The sequence below is a fragment of the Rhodococcus sp. FW305-130 genome (assembly GCF_058788335.1).
On the sequence record NZ_JBYTAP010000002.1, the window covers coordinates 341514 to 359044 of the forward strand.

General features: G+C 65.0%; 14 protein-coding genes. 9 read left to right on the top strand and 5 right to left on the bottom strand.

The genetic code is table 11. The annotated features are described in order from the left end of the window. Positions 1 to 35 precede the first annotated feature (35 nt). From nirB to AC3WQS_RS07760, 5 genes are all read left to right on the top strand, one after another. Complete coding sequence (gene nirB, locus AC3WQS_RS07740) at positions 36 to 2537, top strand: nitrite reductase large subunit NirB (protein ID WP_477994306.1); 2502 nt, start codon at positions 36 to 38, stop codon at positions 2535 to 2537. Between the two features lie 90 nt (positions 2538 to 2627). After that, positions 2628 to 3041, top strand: a complete 414-nt coding sequence (gene nirD, locus AC3WQS_RS07745; RefSeq protein WP_019747813.1) for a nitrite reductase small subunit NirD — start codon at positions 2628 to 2630, stop codon at positions 3039 to 3041. Next, entirely contained in the window at positions 3038 to 4198 is a 1161-nt protein-coding gene (locus AC3WQS_RS07750) for a uroporphyrinogen-III synthase (protein ID WP_019747814.1), read from the top strand. Before nirD ends, AC3WQS_RS07750 begins: the two co-directional genes overlap by 4 nt. Further along, positions 4185 to 4934: a sirohydrochlorin chelatase gene (locus AC3WQS_RS07755; protein WP_046378346.1), complete on the top strand. Its 750-nt coding sequence runs from the start codon at positions 4185 to 4187 to the stop codon at positions 4932 to 4934. Before AC3WQS_RS07750 ends, AC3WQS_RS07755 begins: the two co-directional genes overlap by 14 nt. Next, on the top strand, positions 4879 to 5526 hold the full coding sequence (locus tag AC3WQS_RS07760) for a maleylpyruvate isomerase family mycothiol-dependent enzyme (protein WP_020907123.1): 648 nt from the start codon (positions 4879 to 4881) through the stop codon (positions 5524 to 5526). Before AC3WQS_RS07755 ends, AC3WQS_RS07760 begins: the two co-directional genes overlap by 56 nt. Before the next feature lie 35 nt (positions 5527 to 5561). On the opposite strand, the gene AC3WQS_RS07765 is transcribed toward AC3WQS_RS07760, so the two are convergent. Further along, on the bottom strand, positions 5562 to 6329 hold the full coding sequence (locus AC3WQS_RS07765) for an 8-oxoguanine DNA glycosylase OGG fold protein (RefSeq protein WP_003942311.1): 768 nt from the start codon (positions 6327 to 6329) through the stop codon (positions 5562 to 5564). A gap of 89 nt (positions 6330 to 6418) precedes the next feature. Between AC3WQS_RS07765 and AC3WQS_RS07770 the strand changes: the two genes are divergently transcribed. Both AC3WQS_RS07770 and AC3WQS_RS07775 read left to right on the top strand, forming a co-directional pair. Then, the gene (locus AC3WQS_RS07770; protein ID WP_477994305.1) at positions 6419 to 6997 is read left to right on the top strand and encodes a hypothetical protein; all 579 of its coding nucleotides are present in this window, start codon (positions 6419 to 6421) and stop codon (positions 6995 to 6997) included. Next, a complete protein-coding gene (locus AC3WQS_RS07775; RefSeq protein WP_378667157.1) occupies positions 6994 to 7347 on the top strand; it encodes a hypothetical protein in 354 nt (117 codons plus the stop codon). Before AC3WQS_RS07770 ends, AC3WQS_RS07775 begins: the two co-directional genes overlap by 4 nt. 5 nt (positions 7348 to 7352) lie before the next feature. On the opposite strand, the gene AC3WQS_RS07780 is transcribed toward AC3WQS_RS07775, so the two are convergent. Genes AC3WQS_RS07780 through AC3WQS_RS07790 form a run of 3 tightly spaced genes read right to left on the bottom strand, consistent with a single transcriptional unit; the run spans position 7353 to position 10249 of the window. Beyond that, positions 7353 to 9104 (bottom strand): NTP transferase domain-containing protein, encoded by a 1752-nt coding sequence (locus AC3WQS_RS07780; RefSeq protein WP_477994304.1) that lies wholly within the window; start codon positions 9102 to 9104, stop codon positions 7353 to 7355. 49 nt (positions 9105 to 9153) lie between these two features. Further along, the gene (locus tag AC3WQS_RS07785; RefSeq protein ID WP_019747820.1) at positions 9154 to 9450 is read right to left on the bottom strand and encodes an MGMT family protein; all 297 of its coding nucleotides are present in this window, start codon (positions 9448 to 9450) and stop codon (positions 9154 to 9156) included. Positions 9451 to 9460: 10 nt separating this feature from the next. Beyond that, entirely contained in the window at positions 9461 to 10249 is a 789-nt protein-coding gene (locus AC3WQS_RS07790) for an alpha/beta hydrolase (protein WP_031333161.1), read from the bottom strand. 52 nt (positions 10250 to 10301) lie between these two features. Between AC3WQS_RS07790 and AC3WQS_RS07795 the strand changes: the two genes are divergently transcribed. Then, positions 10302 to 13664, top strand: coding sequence for an ATP-dependent helicase (locus AC3WQS_RS07795; RefSeq protein WP_477994303.1), 3363 nt, complete (start codon positions 10302 to 10304; stop codon positions 13662 to 13664). Beyond that, on the top strand, positions 13665 to 17057 hold the full coding sequence (locus AC3WQS_RS07800; RefSeq protein WP_492712692.1) for an ATP-dependent helicase: 3393 nt from the start codon (positions 13665 to 13667) through the stop codon (positions 17055 to 17057). It abuts the gene before it with no gap. On the opposite strand, the gene AC3WQS_RS07805 is transcribed toward AC3WQS_RS07800, so the two are convergent. Beyond that, a complete protein-coding gene (locus AC3WQS_RS07805; RefSeq protein WP_019747824.1) occupies positions 17054 to 17455 on the bottom strand; it encodes a DoxX family protein in 402 nt (133 codons plus the stop codon). The two genes, AC3WQS_RS07800 and AC3WQS_RS07805, sit on opposite strands and share 4 nt — an antisense overlap. Positions 17456 to 17531: the final 76 nt, after the last annotated feature.

Here is a 17531-nt window from a genome sequence, read left to right on the forward strand (position 1 = left end):
CTCAGAACTATCTCGTACCTCAGGAAGTAGGCGTCATGAGCAAGTCGGTTGTTGTCATCGGACACGGAATGGTCGGACACCGATTCGTCGAGGCACTGCGTTCGCGCGACGAAGCGAACAACTGGTCGGTGACCGTACTCTGCGACGAGCAGTACGCAGCGTACGACCGAGTCGGGCTGTCCTCGTACGTCGGAGCGTGGGACCCCAAGGAATTGGCACTGGCCGGTAACGATTACGTCGGTGACAGCCTGGTCGACCTCCGAGTGGGGGAAGGCGCGCTCTCGATCGACAAAGATGCACGCACGGTCACGACGACAACCGGCGAGACGATCTCCTACGACGCTCTGGTGATGGCGACCGGTTCGTATCCGTTCGTGCCTCCCGTACCGGGGCACGACGGCGACGGATGTTTTGTCTACCGCACCCTCGACGACCTCGACGGTATCCGGGCCGCCGCCGAGAAGGCGGGTCCTGGCGCTGTCGGCGTCGTGGTGGGCGGCGGTCTTCTCGGACTCGAGGCCGCAAATGCTCTCTCGCTCATGGGAATGACGGCACACGTCGTCGAACACAATGCGCGATTGATGCCGATGCAGGTCGACGAGGGCGGCGGCGCACTGCTCGCTCGCCTCGTCACCGAACTCGGTCTCACCGTTCACACCGGAGTCGGGACGGCGGGAATCTCGCAGGCCGACAACGGAATTGTGGTCGAACTCTCCGACGGCTCCACCATCGACGCTGCGCTGCTCGTCTTCTCCGCCGGAGTTCGTCCGCGTGATCAGCTGGCCCGCGACGCCGGCATCGCAGTGGGGGAGCGCGGCGGCATTCTGACCGACCTCGGCTGTGTGACTTCGGACGAGAACATCTATGCCGTCGGCGAATGTGCTGCGGTGGAAGGCCGTTGCTACGGTCTGGTTGCTCCCGGTTACACGACGGCCGAGATCGTGGCCGATCGTCTGCTCGGCGGGGCCGCGGATTTCCCGGGCGCCGACATGTCCACCAAGCTCAAGCTCATGGGCGTCGACGTCGCCAGTTTCGGTGACGCGATGGCGACCTCACCGGGCGCTCTCGAAGTTGTCCTCAGCGACGCGTCCAAGGGGACGTACGCGAAGCTCGTGGTCTCAGATGACGCGAAGATCCTGCTCGGCGGCATTCTTGTCGGTGACGCATCGGCCTACGCGTCGCTGCGCCCGCTGGTCGGTCGCGAACTACCCGGTGACCCGGCGACATTGATCTCGCCTGCGGGGGAGAAGCCGGGTGCAGGCTCGCTGCCCGACGACGCCGAGGTGTGCTCGTGCAACGCGGTGACCAAGGGAGCCATCTGCGGTGCAATCGCGGCCGGCGCATGCGACATTGCTTCGGTGAAGGCGTGCACCAGCGCCGGAACCACCTGCGGCGGTTGCCTTCCCACTGTGAAGCAGCTGCTGGCCGATTCCGGCGTCGTGATGTCGAAGGCACTGTGCGAGCACTTCGCTCAATCGCGGGCCGAGTTGTTCCAGATCGTCCAGTCGACGCAGACCAGAACCTTCTCGGCGCTGATCGCCAAGTACGGCAAGGGCGCCGGTTGCGACATCTGCAAGCCCGTAGTCGCTTCGATTCTGGCATCGACGGACTCTGATCACATCCTGCACCGCCAGCAGGCGTCGTTGCAGGACACCAACGATCACTTCCTCGCGAACATCCAGAAGAACGGTACGTACTCCGTGGTACCTCGTATGCCTGGCGGCGAGGTCACGGGTGAGCAGCTCATCGTCATCGGTGAGGTGGCGCGTGACTTCGGCTTGTACACGAAGGTGACCGGCGGTCAGCGCATCGACTTGTTCGGGGCTCGTGTCGAACAGTTGCCCGCGATCTGGAAGCGTCTCGTCGACGCCGGGATGGAATCGGGTCAGGCGTACGGCAAGTCCCTGCGGACGGTCAAGAGCTGCGTCGGTTCGAGCTGGTGCCGCTACGGCGTTCAGGACTCGGTGGGAATGGCCGTCGACCTCGAGAACCGCTACCGCGGCCTGCGTTCGCCGCACAAGATCAAGTTCGGCGTCTCGGGATGTGCTCGTGAATGCGCCGAAGCGCGTGGCAAGGACGTCGGCGTCATCGCGACGGAGAACGGTTGGAATCTGTATGTGGGCGGCAACGGCGGACAGTCGCCCAAACACGCTCAACTGCTTGCCGGAGGCCTCGACGACGCAACCTTGGTCAAGTACATCGACCGCTACCTCATGTTCTACATCCGCACCGCCGATCGCCTCCAGCGCACGGCGCCGTGGGTCGAATCACTCGAAGGCGGACTCGATCACCTCAAGGCCGTTATTTGTGAAGACAGCCTGGGAATCGGCGAAGAACTCGAGGCTCTGATGGCCAAGCACGTCGAGGGCTACCAGGACGAATGGGCTGGTGTGCTGGGTGATCCGGAGAAGCTGTCGAGGTTCGTCTCATTTGTGAATGCACCGGAAGAAGCCGACCCGACGGTTGTGTTCGACGAGACCGGAGTGCGCAAGGTTCCAGTCCTGATGGGTATGCCGAGCATCCCTACGCGCCGGTAATAGTCGCGTAACCCGTGGGAAACACGGGGTCCGTAGAAACGTAGACAAGAACCCGCGCGACGTTGTCGCCGGATCGACAGGAGGACTTCGATGAGTGTCATCGATGCGCAGATCGCCAAGCTGGATTCGGATCGACTCGAATGGACGTCGGCCTGCCCGCTGAGCCATCTGATCCCTGGACGCGGGGTCGCCGTGCTTCTTCGCGGCGGCGAGCAGGTGGCGCTGTTCCTGCTAGAGGACGGCACACTGCGGGCTGTCAGCAACTTCGATCCGTACGGCCGCGCCGCGGTGATGTCACGCGGACTCGTCGGCGACCGGGACGGTGAACCGATCGTGGTCTCGCCGCTGCTCAAGCAGGCGTTCTCGCTGGTCGACGGCCGAGCGCTGGACGACTCCGCGGTCGCGCTGCCGGTATACGGAGTTCGCGTGTGGGCCGGCGTCGTTCAGGTACACAGCCTTCAGATGCAGGGCGTTCGCTCGACTGTCGCCGATGCAGTCTCGTGAGTGACGACATGCCGTTGGCTGGATTCACGGTAGGTATCACCGCTTCGCGCCGCGCCGAGGAATTCGCGACGTTGCTGACTCGTCGGGGAGCGGACGTCGTTCACGCTCCGGCGATTCGGATCATCCCTCTCGCCGACGACCGCGAGCTCGAAAGGGTGACACAGCAGATCATCTCGGATCCTCCCGAGGTGGTTGTCGCCACCACCGGGATCGGATTCCGGGGTTGGCTGGAAGCAGCCGACGGGTGGGGTGAGGCGGAAAATCTCGGATCCGCGTTGGGCTCGGCTCGTCTGCTCGCGCGCGGACCCAAGGCGAAAGGGGCAATCCGCGCGGCCGACCTTCGTGAAGAATGGTCTCCGGCATCCGAGTCTTCCGCCGAAGTGCTCGAACATCTTCTTGCAGAAGGTGTCTCGGGAAAACGAATCGCCGTTCAACTGCACGGCGCCACTACCGAATGGGAGCCGATTCCCGATTTCTGTCAGGTGCTGCGCGACGCGGGCGCCGAGGTCATCGCGGTCCCTGTCTATCGATGGGAACCGCCGGAGGATCCGACGCTGCTCGACCGGATGATCGACGCCATCGCTTCAGCTGGAATCGACGCCGTCAGCTTCACCAGTGCACCGGCCGTTGCGTCGATGTTGATGCGCGCCGACAAGACCGGGGATCTCGGCGACATTCTCGACGCGATGCGGGGTCCGGTGGCGGCAATGTGCGTCGGCCCGGTCACCTCGGCGCCGCTCGAAGCCTTGAATGTACCGACCACAGCCCCGGCGCGGGCACGTCTCGGGGCGCTCGCGCGACACATCGTCGACGAACTCCCGCAGCGAGCCAACAAGATTCAAGCCGGCGAACACGAAATCAGCATCCGCGGCGGTTGCGTCGTCGTGGACGGTGAAGTGAAGCAATTGCCGCCGGCTGCGATGTCGTTGATCCGCACTCTCGGTGCCAGCCCCGGCCGAGTCGTCTCCCGCGACGAACTTCTGGCTTCTCTTCCCGGAGGCGGCGGCGACACCCATGCCGTCGAGACCGCCGTCGCCCGATTGCGCGCGTGCCTCGGTGCGCCCAAAGCCGTTCAGACCGTGGTCAAGCGGGGCTATCGACTTGCCCTCGACCCCGGCGACTACGTACAGAATCCAGGTGACTATGCAACGCGATGACGATGTACTCGTACTGGTAGCTCACGGCACGCGTAGCCCACGTGGCGTGGAAATGGTTGCCGCCCTTGCCGAAGCCGTCGGCACGCGCGTCGGACGCACGCGCGTTGCCTTCGTCGATGTGCTCGGTCCGTCACCTTCTGAAGTCCTCCGGGACACTCCGGGGCGAGCGATTCTCGTACCGGCCTTCCTGGCGTCCGGCTACCACGTTCACACCGATGTTCGACGCGAAGTGGCGATCAGTGAGCACTCGGCTGTGACTGTGACGCCCGCACTCGGACCCGATCCGGCGCTTGCGCGCGTGCTGCTCCGACGCTTGACCGAAGCGGGGTGGAGTCCAGGCGACGCGATAGTGCTTGCTGCCGCCGGGTCCTCCGATGCGCGGGCGCTGCGAGACGTCGAGCGTGCCGCGCTGATGCTCGCCGAAGCGGCGGGGATCCGGGTGGACATCGGATACATCGCGACCGGGCAACCGAAGGTAGCCGATGTTGTTGCAGCAGCACGCGTTCGCGGCGCGAAGCGAGTGTTCGTTGCCTCGTACCTCCTCGCACACGGACTGTTTCACGAAAGATTGCACGCTGCAGGAGCCGATGGTGTGACCGAACCACTCGGCGTCGATCCGGGAGTGGTGGACCTTGTCGTGAATCGGTATGAGAGTGCGCGAAGGGAACTAGTATCGCTGCATGACGTCTCACTCCGTAACGCCGACGTATGCCGACCTGGTCGCCGCAGTTCGTGAATCCGACGTCAAGGCACAGGCTCTCATCGGCGGACTGACCGAAGAGCAGGCGCGGGAGCCCTCCGGGCTCCCCGGGTGGAGTCGGGGACACGTCGTGACGCACATGTCGCGCAACGCCGACGCGCTGGGCAGATTTGTTGCCGGAGTGCAGGGCGGCGAATCGGGGGAGATGTATCCCGGGGGACCGGACGCGCGCAATGCTGCAATCGAGGAAGGTGCAGATCGCCCGGCTGAGTTGTTGGCTCTCGACTACCGCTTCTCGGGAACGAGACTGGTCGACGCGTTGTGCGAGATCCAGGCAGATCGACTGGACACGCCGGTGCCGTGGCGCAAACCTGTGACGGCATTCGATCTACCGATCCTGCGCTGGAACGAGATCGAGATTCACCTGATGGACCTCGACATCGGCTACACCTGCCACGACTGGCCTGCCGAGTTCGTGGAATTCACTCTCGCCCGTCAGTTGGGCGCACTGGAGACAGCGGTCCCGGGTGTACGTGTTCCTTCGCTGTCGGATGCGGAGACCTTGGCCTGGTTGGTCGGGAGGCCGACGAGGGTGGGGCTGCCGACCCTCCCGGCCTGGCCTTTCTGAGACACGGCCTTTCTGAGACACGGCCTTTCTGAGAGTTAGAACAGGGTGGGGGCGCTGACGTCGTTGCGTGCTTGGGCCAACCGCGCACTCCACCGTTTCACCAACCACATCTCGACGATCTCGGGTTGGGTGCCGGCGGCATAGGCCCAACTGTCGAGCAGTTCGCAGTACCGGCGGTAGCGACGCGTCGTGAAGCCCGTGACGGAAGGATCCTCGAGCCAGCCCTCGTGGATGAGTGTCGAGACGCCGTACTGATCGATCATCTGAGCGCGTCGGCCTTCGTCCTGTACGCCCACCGCCCACATGAAAGCGGCCATGAGTGATACCCCCACGCCGGGGGTGAGTGGCCACCCGGACCAGGTGTCGCGTCGCACGACCGGCATTGACTTGTTTTTCGAACAGTGATCGAGAATGGCTGTGATCTGGGTCAGCGGATCCTCGTCTTCGCGGTGATGCGGATTGAAGACGTTGGGGAACCGCCGCGTGAACCGTCTGCTTTCGTGCGAGCCTTGCCAGGCCGCGCAGAGAAAGAGCAGTCCGAGGCCGTCGTGCTGGGCGACAACGAGGTCGCTCGACGGGCGAAGGTCGTTGCGTTGAACGATGGCTCGGCCTTCGGTGATCACTTTGCCGTCGAGGTCACGCCCGCGCAGGCTGATGGTGTGGCCGGCGTCCTTCAGGTGCGCGTTCCACCAATCCAGGTCGACGGTCGCTTCGTCGTCGAGGACGTGCAGTGGAAAGGTGCGGGAGCGGCACCACTCGACCAATGCGTCCGGCGGTTCGAATCCTTCGTCGACACGATTCATGGCGCGATGATCCCACGAGTCGCCGACAGGAATTCGTCCGACGCGCAGGTCACCGAGATGGAACCGGACACTCGCGGTACGCTCCGCTCATGAAATTGGCGTCCTCGCAGGTGCGGCCGGCGCTGTGGACGGTAGCCATCGCCTTGACGGCCACGGGTCTGAGCGGATGCATCGGTGCCGTCGATCGGATGGATTTCGACAACCAGATGCGCGAACGTGGCGGTGGGATGACGTCGGAGTTGGTGCGAGGCGGGTTCGACAGCCTCGCACATAGATACGGCGTCGACGCGATATCGGTGACCAGCATCGACATCAGCCCGATCGAGACGCTCGGCGTCACCGTTCGTGACCCCGGGAAGCCGTCACAGCTCGACAGATTCTCTTTCGACGGCGTCATTCTCGGCGAGCCCATCCCCGTGCAAGTCAGTGTCACCGACGATCTCGATGCGCGATCGTTCACGCTGGATCAAGTGCCGGCATTGGCGAATGTCGAGAAGTTGGTCGACGACGCGCTGGCGAGCAGCGGAGTCGACGACGGCGAAGTCTCCGGGATCTCGGTCAGTCGCACCGAGTCGATACACGCCTCCGTGATGGTGGAATCCCCACGCTCGCGAGTACTTGTGGTCTTCGAGTCTGACGGAACTCCCTTTCTGGTGCAGCCGCTGTGAGGCGCCGAATCGCTCCGTTACTGATCTCGGTAGCGGTGATCGTGGTCGTGGGAATCTTTGCCGCACTGCTGTCTTCGGTGATCTGGCCCGGCCAGGTCGCGCACTTGGCGCCGATCTTCTGTGAAGAACCGACATCGAGCGCGATGGTCGTCTCGGATTCCTTTACCGACGGCGACGGTACGTCCACCAATTTCACGCTGTACTGCGTCGGACCGCGCGGTCAGACCGTTGATGCCGGCTGGCTGCTGCCGTTCTTGGTGCTGTGGGGCGTGTATTCGCTGGTGCTCGCGATCGTGGTCGGCGTGATCGTGCTGGCGGACGTCGGCCGGCGCAGGCGCCGAAACCGCTGACCCGATCAGCGTGGGAGGACGACCAATTCGGCGACGGCGCCGTCGTCGGAGTGTGCCGGTACGAGTGCAAACGCCGAGCGTTCGATCAACCCCGCAAGGTGCGCGGTACGTACAGACGGATCGGCGCGCCAGCGACCGTCTTCGGATTGTGTCACCGGCAACAGGCGTACCGCATCGGAACTCACCGCAGCGGCGTTCTCGATGATGCCGAGTAGTGGCGGCGGCGTGTCGCTTCCGGTCAAGGCGGCCACGACGGTGGGCAGCATCGTCAACAGGGTGGTCACGGCGGCATACGGATTGCCGGGGAGGCCGAGAACCACCAGACCACCGGGCAGGACGGCCGTTATCTGAGATCCGCCGGGGCGCGAGGCGACTCGCCCGACGATCGTGCGAGCGCCGAGTCGATCGAGCGCACTGCGCATTTCGTCGGCAGCGCCGCCTCCCGTCGCACCGATGACGACGAGTAGATCGGCTTCCTGGTCGACTCCGTCTGCGAGCACCCGCTCGAAACTGTCCGCAGTGTCTCGCAGGTGCGAATTCGCCACGCACTGTACGCCGTTGCTTTCCAGTAGGTAGGGGAGAATCCCGCCGACGGAGTCGCGAGTCTGACCTTCACGCAGTGGACCGGTCCGCCGGATCTCGTCGCCGGTGACTATCAGGCGTGCCCGTACCGGACCACGGACGAGGGCGTCGAACACTTCACCGCTGGCAGCTGCGGAGATCACCGCCGGAGTCACCGCGGTACCTGTCGGGGCGATCGTGAATCCGGTGGTCCAATCTTCCCCTCGTGGTCGAGCGTCGTTGCGGTGCGGCGAATCCGGCAGTCTCCGTACCATCCGAGATGGCTCGTCGACGGACAGATACTCGTCACGAATTACCGAGGTGGCGCCGAGGGGCAGGTGTGCTCCCGTGGCAATGCGAATCGCTTCACCTTCGCCGAGTTCGAGTTGTCCGTCGGCGCCCGCGATGCGGATCTCGGTGCGGATTCGCCAGGGGCCCTCGCCGGAGACCGCGTACCCGTCCATCGCCGAAACGTCTGACCTGGGAAGATCACCCAGGGCGACCAGAGGCTGCGCGAGCGTTGCTCCGAGGCTGTCGGCGAGATCGGCACGGTGCGGCGGCAATGCTGTCAGCGAGTTCCTGACGGCGGCGCGGGCTTGATCGACCGTCAGCCGCGGATGGCTTCGCGCGCGATCGATGTCTTCCGGTGTGTCGCAGTCGGTCGTACCAGCGACACTCAGTGTCGAGAACGGCTCGGTGACAATCGCTTTCATAGGTTGGTTCTCCAGCCCCGAACTCTCCCGCAATGTGGACAGGCGTTGCCGGAGTTCGCGAAATGTCCATGCGGAGAACAGGAATTGGGTTCGGTTGTTCTCGTCCACGGCACACGTCACCGGATTGTCCGTCGACGTGGCAGCGATCAAGGCGTCGACTGATTCGGCCTCGATGTGCGGCAGGTCGGACGCCAGCACCACCACCACGGCGTTATCGGGTAACCGGGTCGCAGACAACCCGGCCCAGATCGCCTCGACAGGGCCGGCTCCGGCCGGAGATTCCTGAGTTTGGGTGATTCCAGGATCAAGTTCAGGTCGATGCGGGCCGACCACGACGACGGCGTCGAGATGCGACGTTGCTGAAAGCGCGATGTCGAGGAGTCTGCGACCGTGTACGAGAAGGCCAGGTTTGTCGACACCACCCATTCTGGTCCCGCGACCACCCGCCAAAATGACGGCGGCAGTCGGCGGCGTGGTGGTCATGCCTCCATGCTGCCCCATCGCCGGGGTGAGGACGACCGGTGACACGGGATCAGAAGTGAAACCGTGCCTTCTTCAGGTCGATCCGACCCTCCTTGATCGGTACCCCTTCGAGTTCGAGCTTGGCGATCTGACGATGAGCCAGGTGCGCCGACGGTTTGCCGGAGGCGCCGAGAACCCGATGCCACGGCAGGTCGGCAGAGTCCGTCCGCATGATCCAACCGACCGTGCGAGCACTGGAAAGTCCTGCAGCATCAGCGATATCGCCGTACGTCGCCACGAAACCGGCCGGAATCGACGCGATGAGTCGCCGTACCTCTTCGATCTGCTCTTCGGTGGTGGCTGCCATGTCGGTTCCTTCAGAGCATGCTGCGAACGAGGGCGGCAACTTCGTCGGCCCGCACGTGGGGGACCATGTGGTCACAGTCGAATTCGACGCTGGTCAGATTTTCACCGAGGTGCTCGGTGAGCGCTGCCCGGAACTCGTCGGTGACGTACGGAGGCTGGACTTTCATTGCTTGAACCAGCACGGTCGGCATCGAAGGCGGTGGCAGCACGATCGGGCGAGCGAGTTCGCCCCACCCGGTCACGATCGCGGGCGTGGACAGGCGCCAGTTGACGCGCCCGTTGCCCAGTTGAATCAGGTGCTCGGCCATCTCGACGTCGAGGTCCTGGGTGGGAACCTCACCCCACGAGCCGTGAATCTTCTCGGAGTACGCCTCGGCCGCATCGGTGTAATCCGGTGAGCCGATTGTGAGTTCGGCCACTTCCTGCATGAAAGTCGGATCCAAGCCGATCGCTGGATCGAGCAGAACAAGCCCACGAACGCGTTCCGGCGCGGTGGCCGCGAGGTGAAGCGCCAGCATTCCGCCGAACGAATGCGCGACGATCACCACCGGTCCGTTTGCATGTTCGTCCAGTGTCTCGAGCAGGCTCTCCACGTGGGATTCGATGTTCCACGGGGGAGCCCAGGTCGAGCGTCCGTGACCACGCAGATCGGGCGAGATCCAGCGCGCTTGGGGCAGTTGGTTCTCGGCCATCGACTGCCAACGGCGGCCGTGACCGGTCAGACCGTGCAGCGAAAGGATCTCCGGCGCCCCGACGGGTCCGTAGAGATACGTATGGAGTGCAGACACGAGGTCAATCATGCCGGAAGCAGGCGATGTGTGAGTTGTCGGTGCGCTCTGGTGGAATGCCTGGGTGAGTGAGACGGCAACACGCAGCAAGGTCACCATTCCGCGGGCGCGGTTGGTGCACCGAACTGCGCCGTCTCCGATACCCCGAACGTGGGATGAAGGGACGACGCGGCTCTTCGCGCCGCCGTCCGAGGATCCGTTCCAGCTCGCGTTCGGCCCTGTTTCATTCGGTTCGGCAGCGGCTTGGAATCCCTGGCAGGTACTCGGCAGTCCCGGAACCGGCAAGACGTCCCTTCTCGTGGATCTGGCAGTGCAGAAGATCTCGGGTGGCGAAGATCCTGAATCGGTCCTGGTGCTCACCCAGTCACGCCGAGCCGCGACGCAGGTCCGCGAGCAGATCACCGCTGGGTTGCTCGGGTACCAACAGGAACGCGGACCGCAGGCAACCCGTGAGCCGCTGGTACGCACCGTTCACTCCTACGCCTTTGCCGTTCTCCGGCTTCAAGCCGCAGCACACGGCAATGCGCCGCCACGCCTGATCACCGGCGCCGAGCAGGACTCGGTGCTCCGAGAGATGTTGCGCGGAGACATCGAAGACGGCGCCCTCCGGTGGCCGGAGCGCCTGCGACCCGCATTGGGTTTGAACGGATTTGCCGTCGAACTTCGAGATCTGATGCTGCGAGCCAACGAGCGCGGGCTCGGCCCCGAAGATCTGGTCAAGCTCGGCAAGAAGCGTGGCCGTCCGGAGTGGGTGGCGGCCGGGCGGTTCGCCGAGGCCTACGAGCAAGGCGTGCTGCTGCGCGGCAGTGTCGGTGTCGAGGCTCCGGAGGCGACGGCGCCGGCACTCGACGCGGCCGAGTTGATCGGTGCGGCCTTGACCGCGTTCGCCACCGATCCCGAATTGCTTCGCTCCGAGCGCGCTCGGATCCGGCACCTCCTTGTCGACGACGCACAACATCTGGATCCGCAGGCGGCGCAACTGGTTCGGTTGATCGGAACCGGAACTGTGGGCACGGTCATCGCCGGTGATCCGGATCAGTCCGTCTTCGGATTCCGCGGTGCGGATTCGGCGTTCCTGCTCGGACTGGCCGAGCGCGGAGACGAGCGCCAGATCGTTCTGCCCGTCACGTATCGCAACAACGCCGACGTCGCGTCGATCGCGGCCAAGATCGCTGCGCGGCTGCCCGGCAACTTGGCTCATCGCATCGCGGTTCCATCCGATCTCACCGATGAGAATCCGGGACGGGCGTCGGTGCGGGTTCTCGGTACGACGGCCAAAGAGGCGGCAGTCGTCGCAGATACCTTGCGCCGAGCGCATCTGCTGGACGGGATTGCGTGGTCCGACATGGCCGTCATCGTGCGGTCGGTCCCGCGCACTCTCGCCCCTCTCCGGCGAGCCCTGCTCGCGGCGGGGGTGCCCGTCACGACCGCTGCCACCGAATTGCCGCTCGCGCGGCAACACGGAGTGTCCGGCCTGCTGCTGGTCCTTCGGGCGCTCGGCGGCGATCAGTTCACCGGCGACGACGCGCTTGCCCTGATGGCCGGTCCCATCGGCGGCGCCGAACCGGTCACCCTGCGCCGGTTGCGTCGTGGCCTGCGCCGGGTCGAGTTGGCATCGGGAAGTGATCGGGACTCCTCGGAGTTGTTGCGGCTCATTCTGATCGACGAGGATCGTGCGCAGTCCAAGCGCCTGATGGGCAAGCTGACAGACGTCGAAGCTGCGGCCCTCAATCGCGTGCTGTCGGTCCTTCGCAAGGCCCGAGTGCCTCTCGAGCGTGGTCTCGGGGTCGAAGAAGTTCTGTGGGCGGCCTGGCAGGCGACGGGGCTGGAACGGCGGTGGGCGGCCGCGTCGGCGCGCGGCGGACCGATCGGCTCACAAGCCGATCGAGACCTCGATGCCGTAGTCGCACTCTTCGACGCGGCTGCCAACTACGTCGACCGGCTGCCGCGTTCGCAACTCTCCGGTTTTGTCGACTACCTGACCAGCCAGGAGATACCGACCGACTCGCGGAGCCGATCGGTCATCGCTCCCGACGCCGTCACCGTGGTCAGCGCTCACGCCGCGGCGGGGCGCGAATGGGCGGTGGTGGCGGTGGCGGGTGTGCAGGAGGGGCTCTGGCCGAGTTTGCGGGCACGCGGCTCGCTACTGCGTACCGAAGCTCTTATCGACCTGGTCAACGGAGTCTCCGACGGCAGTGACTCGGCTGCCGAACGACTCTCGCGAACCGCGCCGCTTCTGGCCGAAGAACGCAGGTTGTTCCTGGTCGCCTGTAGCCGTGCTCGTCGCCGTCTGCTGATCACCGCAGTCGAATCGGCTTCGGGGGACACCGACTTGGTGCCTTCGCGGTTCGTGGACGAATTGATCCGTGGTGACGCGTACTCGGACGACCCGTCCTCCGATCTCGACGTCGTTGCACCCGAGACCGGGGATACCCGGGTTCTGTCGCTGCCTGCACTGGTCGCACAGCTTCGCAGCGTGGTGTGTGATCCCGACATCGCGCATTTCGACCCCGAGAAGCATTCTCGGGCTGCTCGCCAGTTGGCCCGTCTGGCTGCGGCCGGAGTACGAGGCGCGCATCCGGATCAGTGGTACGGCACAGCCGAGCCGAGTACCGCTGCTCCCATGTGGCAACCCGAGGACGGACCGGTTTCACTGTCCCCGTCCACCATCGAGCTTCTCGAAACATGTCCTCTCCGATGGGTGTTCGAGCGTCACGGTGGCAGCGACGGAGACAACACTCATGCGATCGCCGGTACGCTGGTCCATACCTTGGTGCAGGCACTGGCCGGCCGGATTCCACCGGATCAGGTCGAGAAGGCACTCGAAAATGCCTGGGAATCCATCGATCTGGGATCGCAGTGGTACTCGCGCCGTGAACTCAATCGAACTCGGGAGATGCTGGCGACGTTCACGGCCTGGATGAACGCAACTCGCGGTGAGCTGACCGAAGTCGGCGTCGAGGTCGCGGTCGAGGGGGTCCTCGAACCGCGCGAAGAAGGAGCGCCTGCGGTCAAGCTACGTGGCCGGATCGACCGGCTCGAGCGCGACACCGAAGGTCGTCCAGTGGTTGTCGACGTCAAGACTGCGCGAAACCCCGTCAGCAACGAGGCCGCGCAATCTCATGCGCAGTTGGCGGCGTACCAGGTCGCAGCGGCCGAAGGTGCGATTGCCGGCGAACCGGCCACACAACCCGGCGGTGCACGCCTGGTATTCGTGGCCAAGTCCAACAAGAAGGACGGTGCGGCGCAGCGAGTTCAGCCGCCGCTGACGGCCGAAGCCGTCGAGATGTGGCGAGACGTCATTCACAACGCTGCCGCAGCGACCCAAGGACCGCAGTACCTGGCCAGGGTCAACGACGGATGTAGACATTGCCCGGTGCGTTCGAGTTGCCCGGCACACGACGAGGGACGACAGGTGAGTAACTAAGTGGCTGCCGCGACGCAGAAGGCACGCCGACCGAAGATCGACCCTGTCGACCTGGCGGTCGCGCTCGGTCAGCACCCTCCGACGCCCGAGCAGGCAGCAGTGATCGCCGCACCGCTCGGTCCGACATTGGTGGTCGCCGGCGCCGGTGCCGGAAAGACCGAGACGATGGCTGCTCGCGTCGTGTGGCTGGTTGCCAACGGCTTCGTCGATCCCGAGGCGGTTCTCGGCCTGACCTTCACGCGCAAAGCGGCGCAACAACTCACGTCGCGAATCCGCAAGCGGTTGGCGCGGCTGGCGGGTTCGGACGTTCTGCGGGCACTCGACCCGACCGGCGGAGTGCGTTCCCGGATTCTGGCCGGCGAACCCGAAGTCAGTACCTACCATGCTTACGCGGGACGGTTGCTCTCCGAACATGGACTGCTGTTGCCCATCGAACCCTCGGCGACGTTGTTGTCCGAGACCGAACTGTGGCAGGTTGCGCACCGCGTCGTGAGCGGCTGGGACAGTGATCTGGACACCGACAAGAATCCGGGTTCGATCACCGAGACCGTTCTGGCCCTTGCCGGTCAGTTGGCGGAGCACCTGGTCGATCCCGAGCAGTTGCTCGAGGCACACACCGAGCTGGACAAGCTGATTCACACTCTGCCCGCCGGCCCGAAACAGCGGGGTGGACCGAGCAAGGAGTTGTTGAATTACCTTGATGTGCAACATAAGCGCATCGAACTGTTGCCTCTCGTCGCCCGGCTGGGTGAGACGCTGCGGCGTGAAGGCGCATTGGATTTCGGCAGCCAGATGTCGCTGTCTGCCCGGGTCGCCTCCGAGCATCCCGAGGTCGGGCAGACCGAGCGTGAGCGCTTTCGGGTGGTTCTTCTCGACGAGTACCAGGACACCGGTCACGCTCAGCGAGTGTTGTTGTCCTCGTTGTTCGGTGGGGGAGCCGACGGCCGTTTGGCACTGACGGCCGTCGGCGATCCGATGCAGTCGATCTACGGTTGGCGCGGCGCGTCGGCGGCCAACCTGCCACGGTTCGCAACCGATTTCCCGCTTGCCAACGGAAAGCCGGCTCCGACGCTCGAACTGCTCACCAGTTGGCGTAACCCGCCGGAGGCTCTCGAACTGGCAAACCTGTCTTCGGCACCGTTGCGTCGACGCGGTGTGGCGGTCAGCACCCTTCGTGCGCGGCCGGGAGCCGTCGCCGGAGACGTTCGACTGGCGTTGCTGGGCGACGTCGAACAGGAACGTCAGTGGGTGGCGGAGAAGATCGCCGGAGAATACGAGGCGGCACGTGCCGAAGACCGCCCGACGCCCACGGCAGCGGTGTTGATCCGCCGGAACGCCGATGCCGCTCCGCTGGCCGAGGCCTTGCGGTCCAAAGGTCTGCCGGTCGAAGTTGTCGGGCTCGGTGGGCTCCTGCACACACCCGAGGTTGCGGACGTGATCGCCATGCTCCGGGTGGTCGCCGATCCGCTTGCAGGAAGCGCTGCCGTTCGGCTGCTCACCGGCGCGCGATGGCAGATCGGCGCGAAGGATCTCGCCGCACTCTCTCAACGCTCCCGCGAACTTGCCATCTCCGCGGGATACGGAACGGCGGGTGCGGTCACCGACGCCGAGGCGCTTACCTCGGCGGTCCACGATGCGCTGCCCGGGGAGAACGCCGAGCAAGCAGGATTGGTCGACTCGATCTCCGATCCAGGCCCGGCAGAACGCTATTCGGCTCTCGGGTACACACGCATCAACGCGATAGCGGCAGAGTTGGCGTCGTTGCGCGAACGTATCGGCCAGCCGCTCACCGAATTGGTGGCGGAGGTCGAGCGGGTGCTCGGGATCGGAATCGAGGCGGGCGCGCGGACCCGAGTCGGCGTCGTCGGGACCGCGGGCCGCGAGCATCTCGACGCCTTCGCCGACGTTGTCGCCAACTACGCGACGCGTCCAACTGCCAATCTGACCGGGATGCTGGCTTTCTTCGCGGCAGCCGAACAGATCGAAAAGGGCCTCACGCCAGGCGAAGTGGAGGTGGCGCCGGATCGGGTCCAGATCCTGACCGTGCACTCGGCGAAGGGGCTCGAATGGGAAGTAGTGGCGATCCCGCATGTCAGCGACGGGGTGTTCCCCTCGTCCACCGCGTCCGGATCGTGGCTCGGGGCGCTCGCCGAACTGCCACCGTCGTTGCGTGGTGACCGGGCGGTCGACGCGGATTCGGCCGACGGAGTTCCGGTGCTCGACCTCGAGGAGCTCTACAACCGCAAGGACCTCGAGAACGCGATAACGGCGCACAAGAAGGCCTTGTCCAACCGTCGACTGGACGAGGACCGGCGGTTGTTCTACGTCGCGCTGACCAGAACCGAACGGGCGCTGTTCATCTCGGCGCATCACTGGGCGGAATCCGGTGCGGAACCGAAGGGGCCTTCGGAGTTCCTGGACGAGCTGCATCAGATGGTCACGGCCGACAACGATGCCGATGAGGAAGACTCACGCGGTGCGATCGGCGTCGTGGAGGAATGGGCGCCTGCACCGGAACCCGACACCGAGAACCCGTTGGCCGCCACTCCCCGTACGGCGCAGTGGCCGCCGGATCCGCTGGGTGCGCGGCGCGGCGCCGTCGAGGGCGGAGCCGCGAGCGTCCTGTCCGCTCTCGCTTCGCTGCCGCAAGACAGCGAAGAGGCGGAAGAACCGGAGGACGATCCGGAGAACTGGGCCTCGGACGTCGACGTTCTCCTGGCCGAGCGCGAGGCCCGCGCAAACGCGCGTGCCGAAGTGATTCTCCCGGCGCAGCTTTCGGTGACTCAGCTCGTCGACCTCAAGGCAGATCCGGATGAACTGGCGGCTCGCCTACGTCGTCCGTTGCCGTATCCGCCCAACCCGTTGGCTCGTCGCGGAACCGCTTTTCACGCCTGGATCGAGCGAAGGTTCGGTGCGACTCGGCTGTTGGATCTCGACGAGCTACCCGGCGCCGCGGATACCGGCGCGGGTCCCGAGACCGACCTGGTGAAACTTCAGGATGCGTTCTTGCGGTCCCCGTGGGCCAATCGCAGCCCGATCGAAGTGGAAGTTCCTTTCGAAACATCCATTGCCGGAACGGTTTTGCGCGGTCGGATCGACGCTGTGTTCGCCGATCCCGACGGCGGATGGACGGTGATCGACTGGAAGACCGGTGCCGAACCGTCGGCCGCCAACGAGGACGCTGTTGTGATGCAGTTGGCCGCGTATCGGGTGGCCTGGGCCGAATTGATGTCAGCCAGAGCTCGTTCGGCGGGGCGCAACGAACAGTTTCCGGCCGACAAGGTGCGGGCGGCGTTTCACTACGTTCGATCGGGTCGCACCATCGCACCCGAGAACCTGCCGGACGGTGAGGCTCTCGCTCGCCTCATCCGAACGGCAGGCGCGCAAGATTAGCTTGCGTTTCGACGAGCCTTGAGTGCTTCGGTCACCAGCGGGACCTGCAGGGGGAGACGTGCGATCGAACCGATCTTCTGCGGTGTGGACGTCTTCGGGCTTCGGCACCAGTCGATCGCCATCTGGATGTTGGCGGGGAACACGGCAACAAAGAGCGCGGCGGCAAGGCCCGCGCCGAGCTTGCGGGTCTTCGGCACGGCCAAGGCAGCGCCGATCGCCAGTTCCGCGACGCCGGACACCTGGGTGTAGGTGCGGGCCTGTCCGGGAAGCTGGCGGGGAACGGTGCTGTCGAAGAACGAGGGCGCTGCAAAATGCATGGTGCCGGCGCCGAGAAGGAGGGCCGACAAACGAAGAGCGGCTGCTTGGCTGGGAGTGGACGTCGAACCGGTGAAAGGCATTTGCCCAGCCTGCCTCACGGTGGACCTTCTTGCCACTACCGGCGCCACGACCCGCGCGCTATTCGGCGCCCGAGTT

What these genes read in the sequence shown, in the direction of transcription:
- nirB (WP_477994306.1), top strand. Translation starts at nt 36, where the DNA reads ATGAGCAAGTCGGTTGTTGTCATCGGACACGGAATGGTCGGACACCGA.
- nirD (WP_019747813.1), top strand. Translation starts at nt 2,628, where the DNA reads ATGAGTGTCATCGATGCGCAGATCGCCAAGCTGGATTCGGATCGACTC.
- AC3WQS_RS07755 (WP_046378346.1), top strand. Translation starts at nt 4,185, where the DNA reads ATGCAACGCGATGACGATGTACTCGTACTGGTAGCTCACGGCACGCGT.
- AC3WQS_RS07760 (WP_020907123.1), top strand. Translation starts at nt 4,879, where the DNA reads ATGACGTCTCACTCCGTAACGCCGACGTATGCCGACCTGGTCGCCGCA.
- AC3WQS_RS07765 (WP_003942311.1), bottom strand. Translation starts at nt 6,329, where the DNA reads ATGAATCGTGTCGACGAAGGATTCGAACCGCCGGACGCATTGGTCGAG.
- AC3WQS_RS07770 (WP_477994305.1), top strand. Translation starts at nt 6,419, where the DNA reads ATGAAATTGGCGTCCTCGCAGGTGCGGCCGGCGCTGTGGACGGTAGCC.
- AC3WQS_RS07780 (WP_477994304.1), bottom strand. Translation starts at nt 9,104, where the DNA reads ATGACCACCACGCCGCCGACTGCCGCCGTCATTTTGGCGGGTGGTCGC.
- AC3WQS_RS07785 (WP_019747820.1), bottom strand. Translation starts at nt 9,450, where the DNA reads ATGGCAGCCACCACCGAAGAGCAGATCGAAGAGGTACGGCGACTCATC.
- AC3WQS_RS07790 (WP_031333161.1), bottom strand. Translation starts at nt 10,249, where the DNA reads ATGATTGACCTCGTGTCTGCACTCCATACGTATCTCTACGGACCCGTC.
- AC3WQS_RS07805 (WP_019747824.1), bottom strand. Translation starts at nt 17,455, where the DNA reads ATGCCTTTCACCGGTTCGACGTCCACTCCCAGCCAAGCAGCCGCTCTT.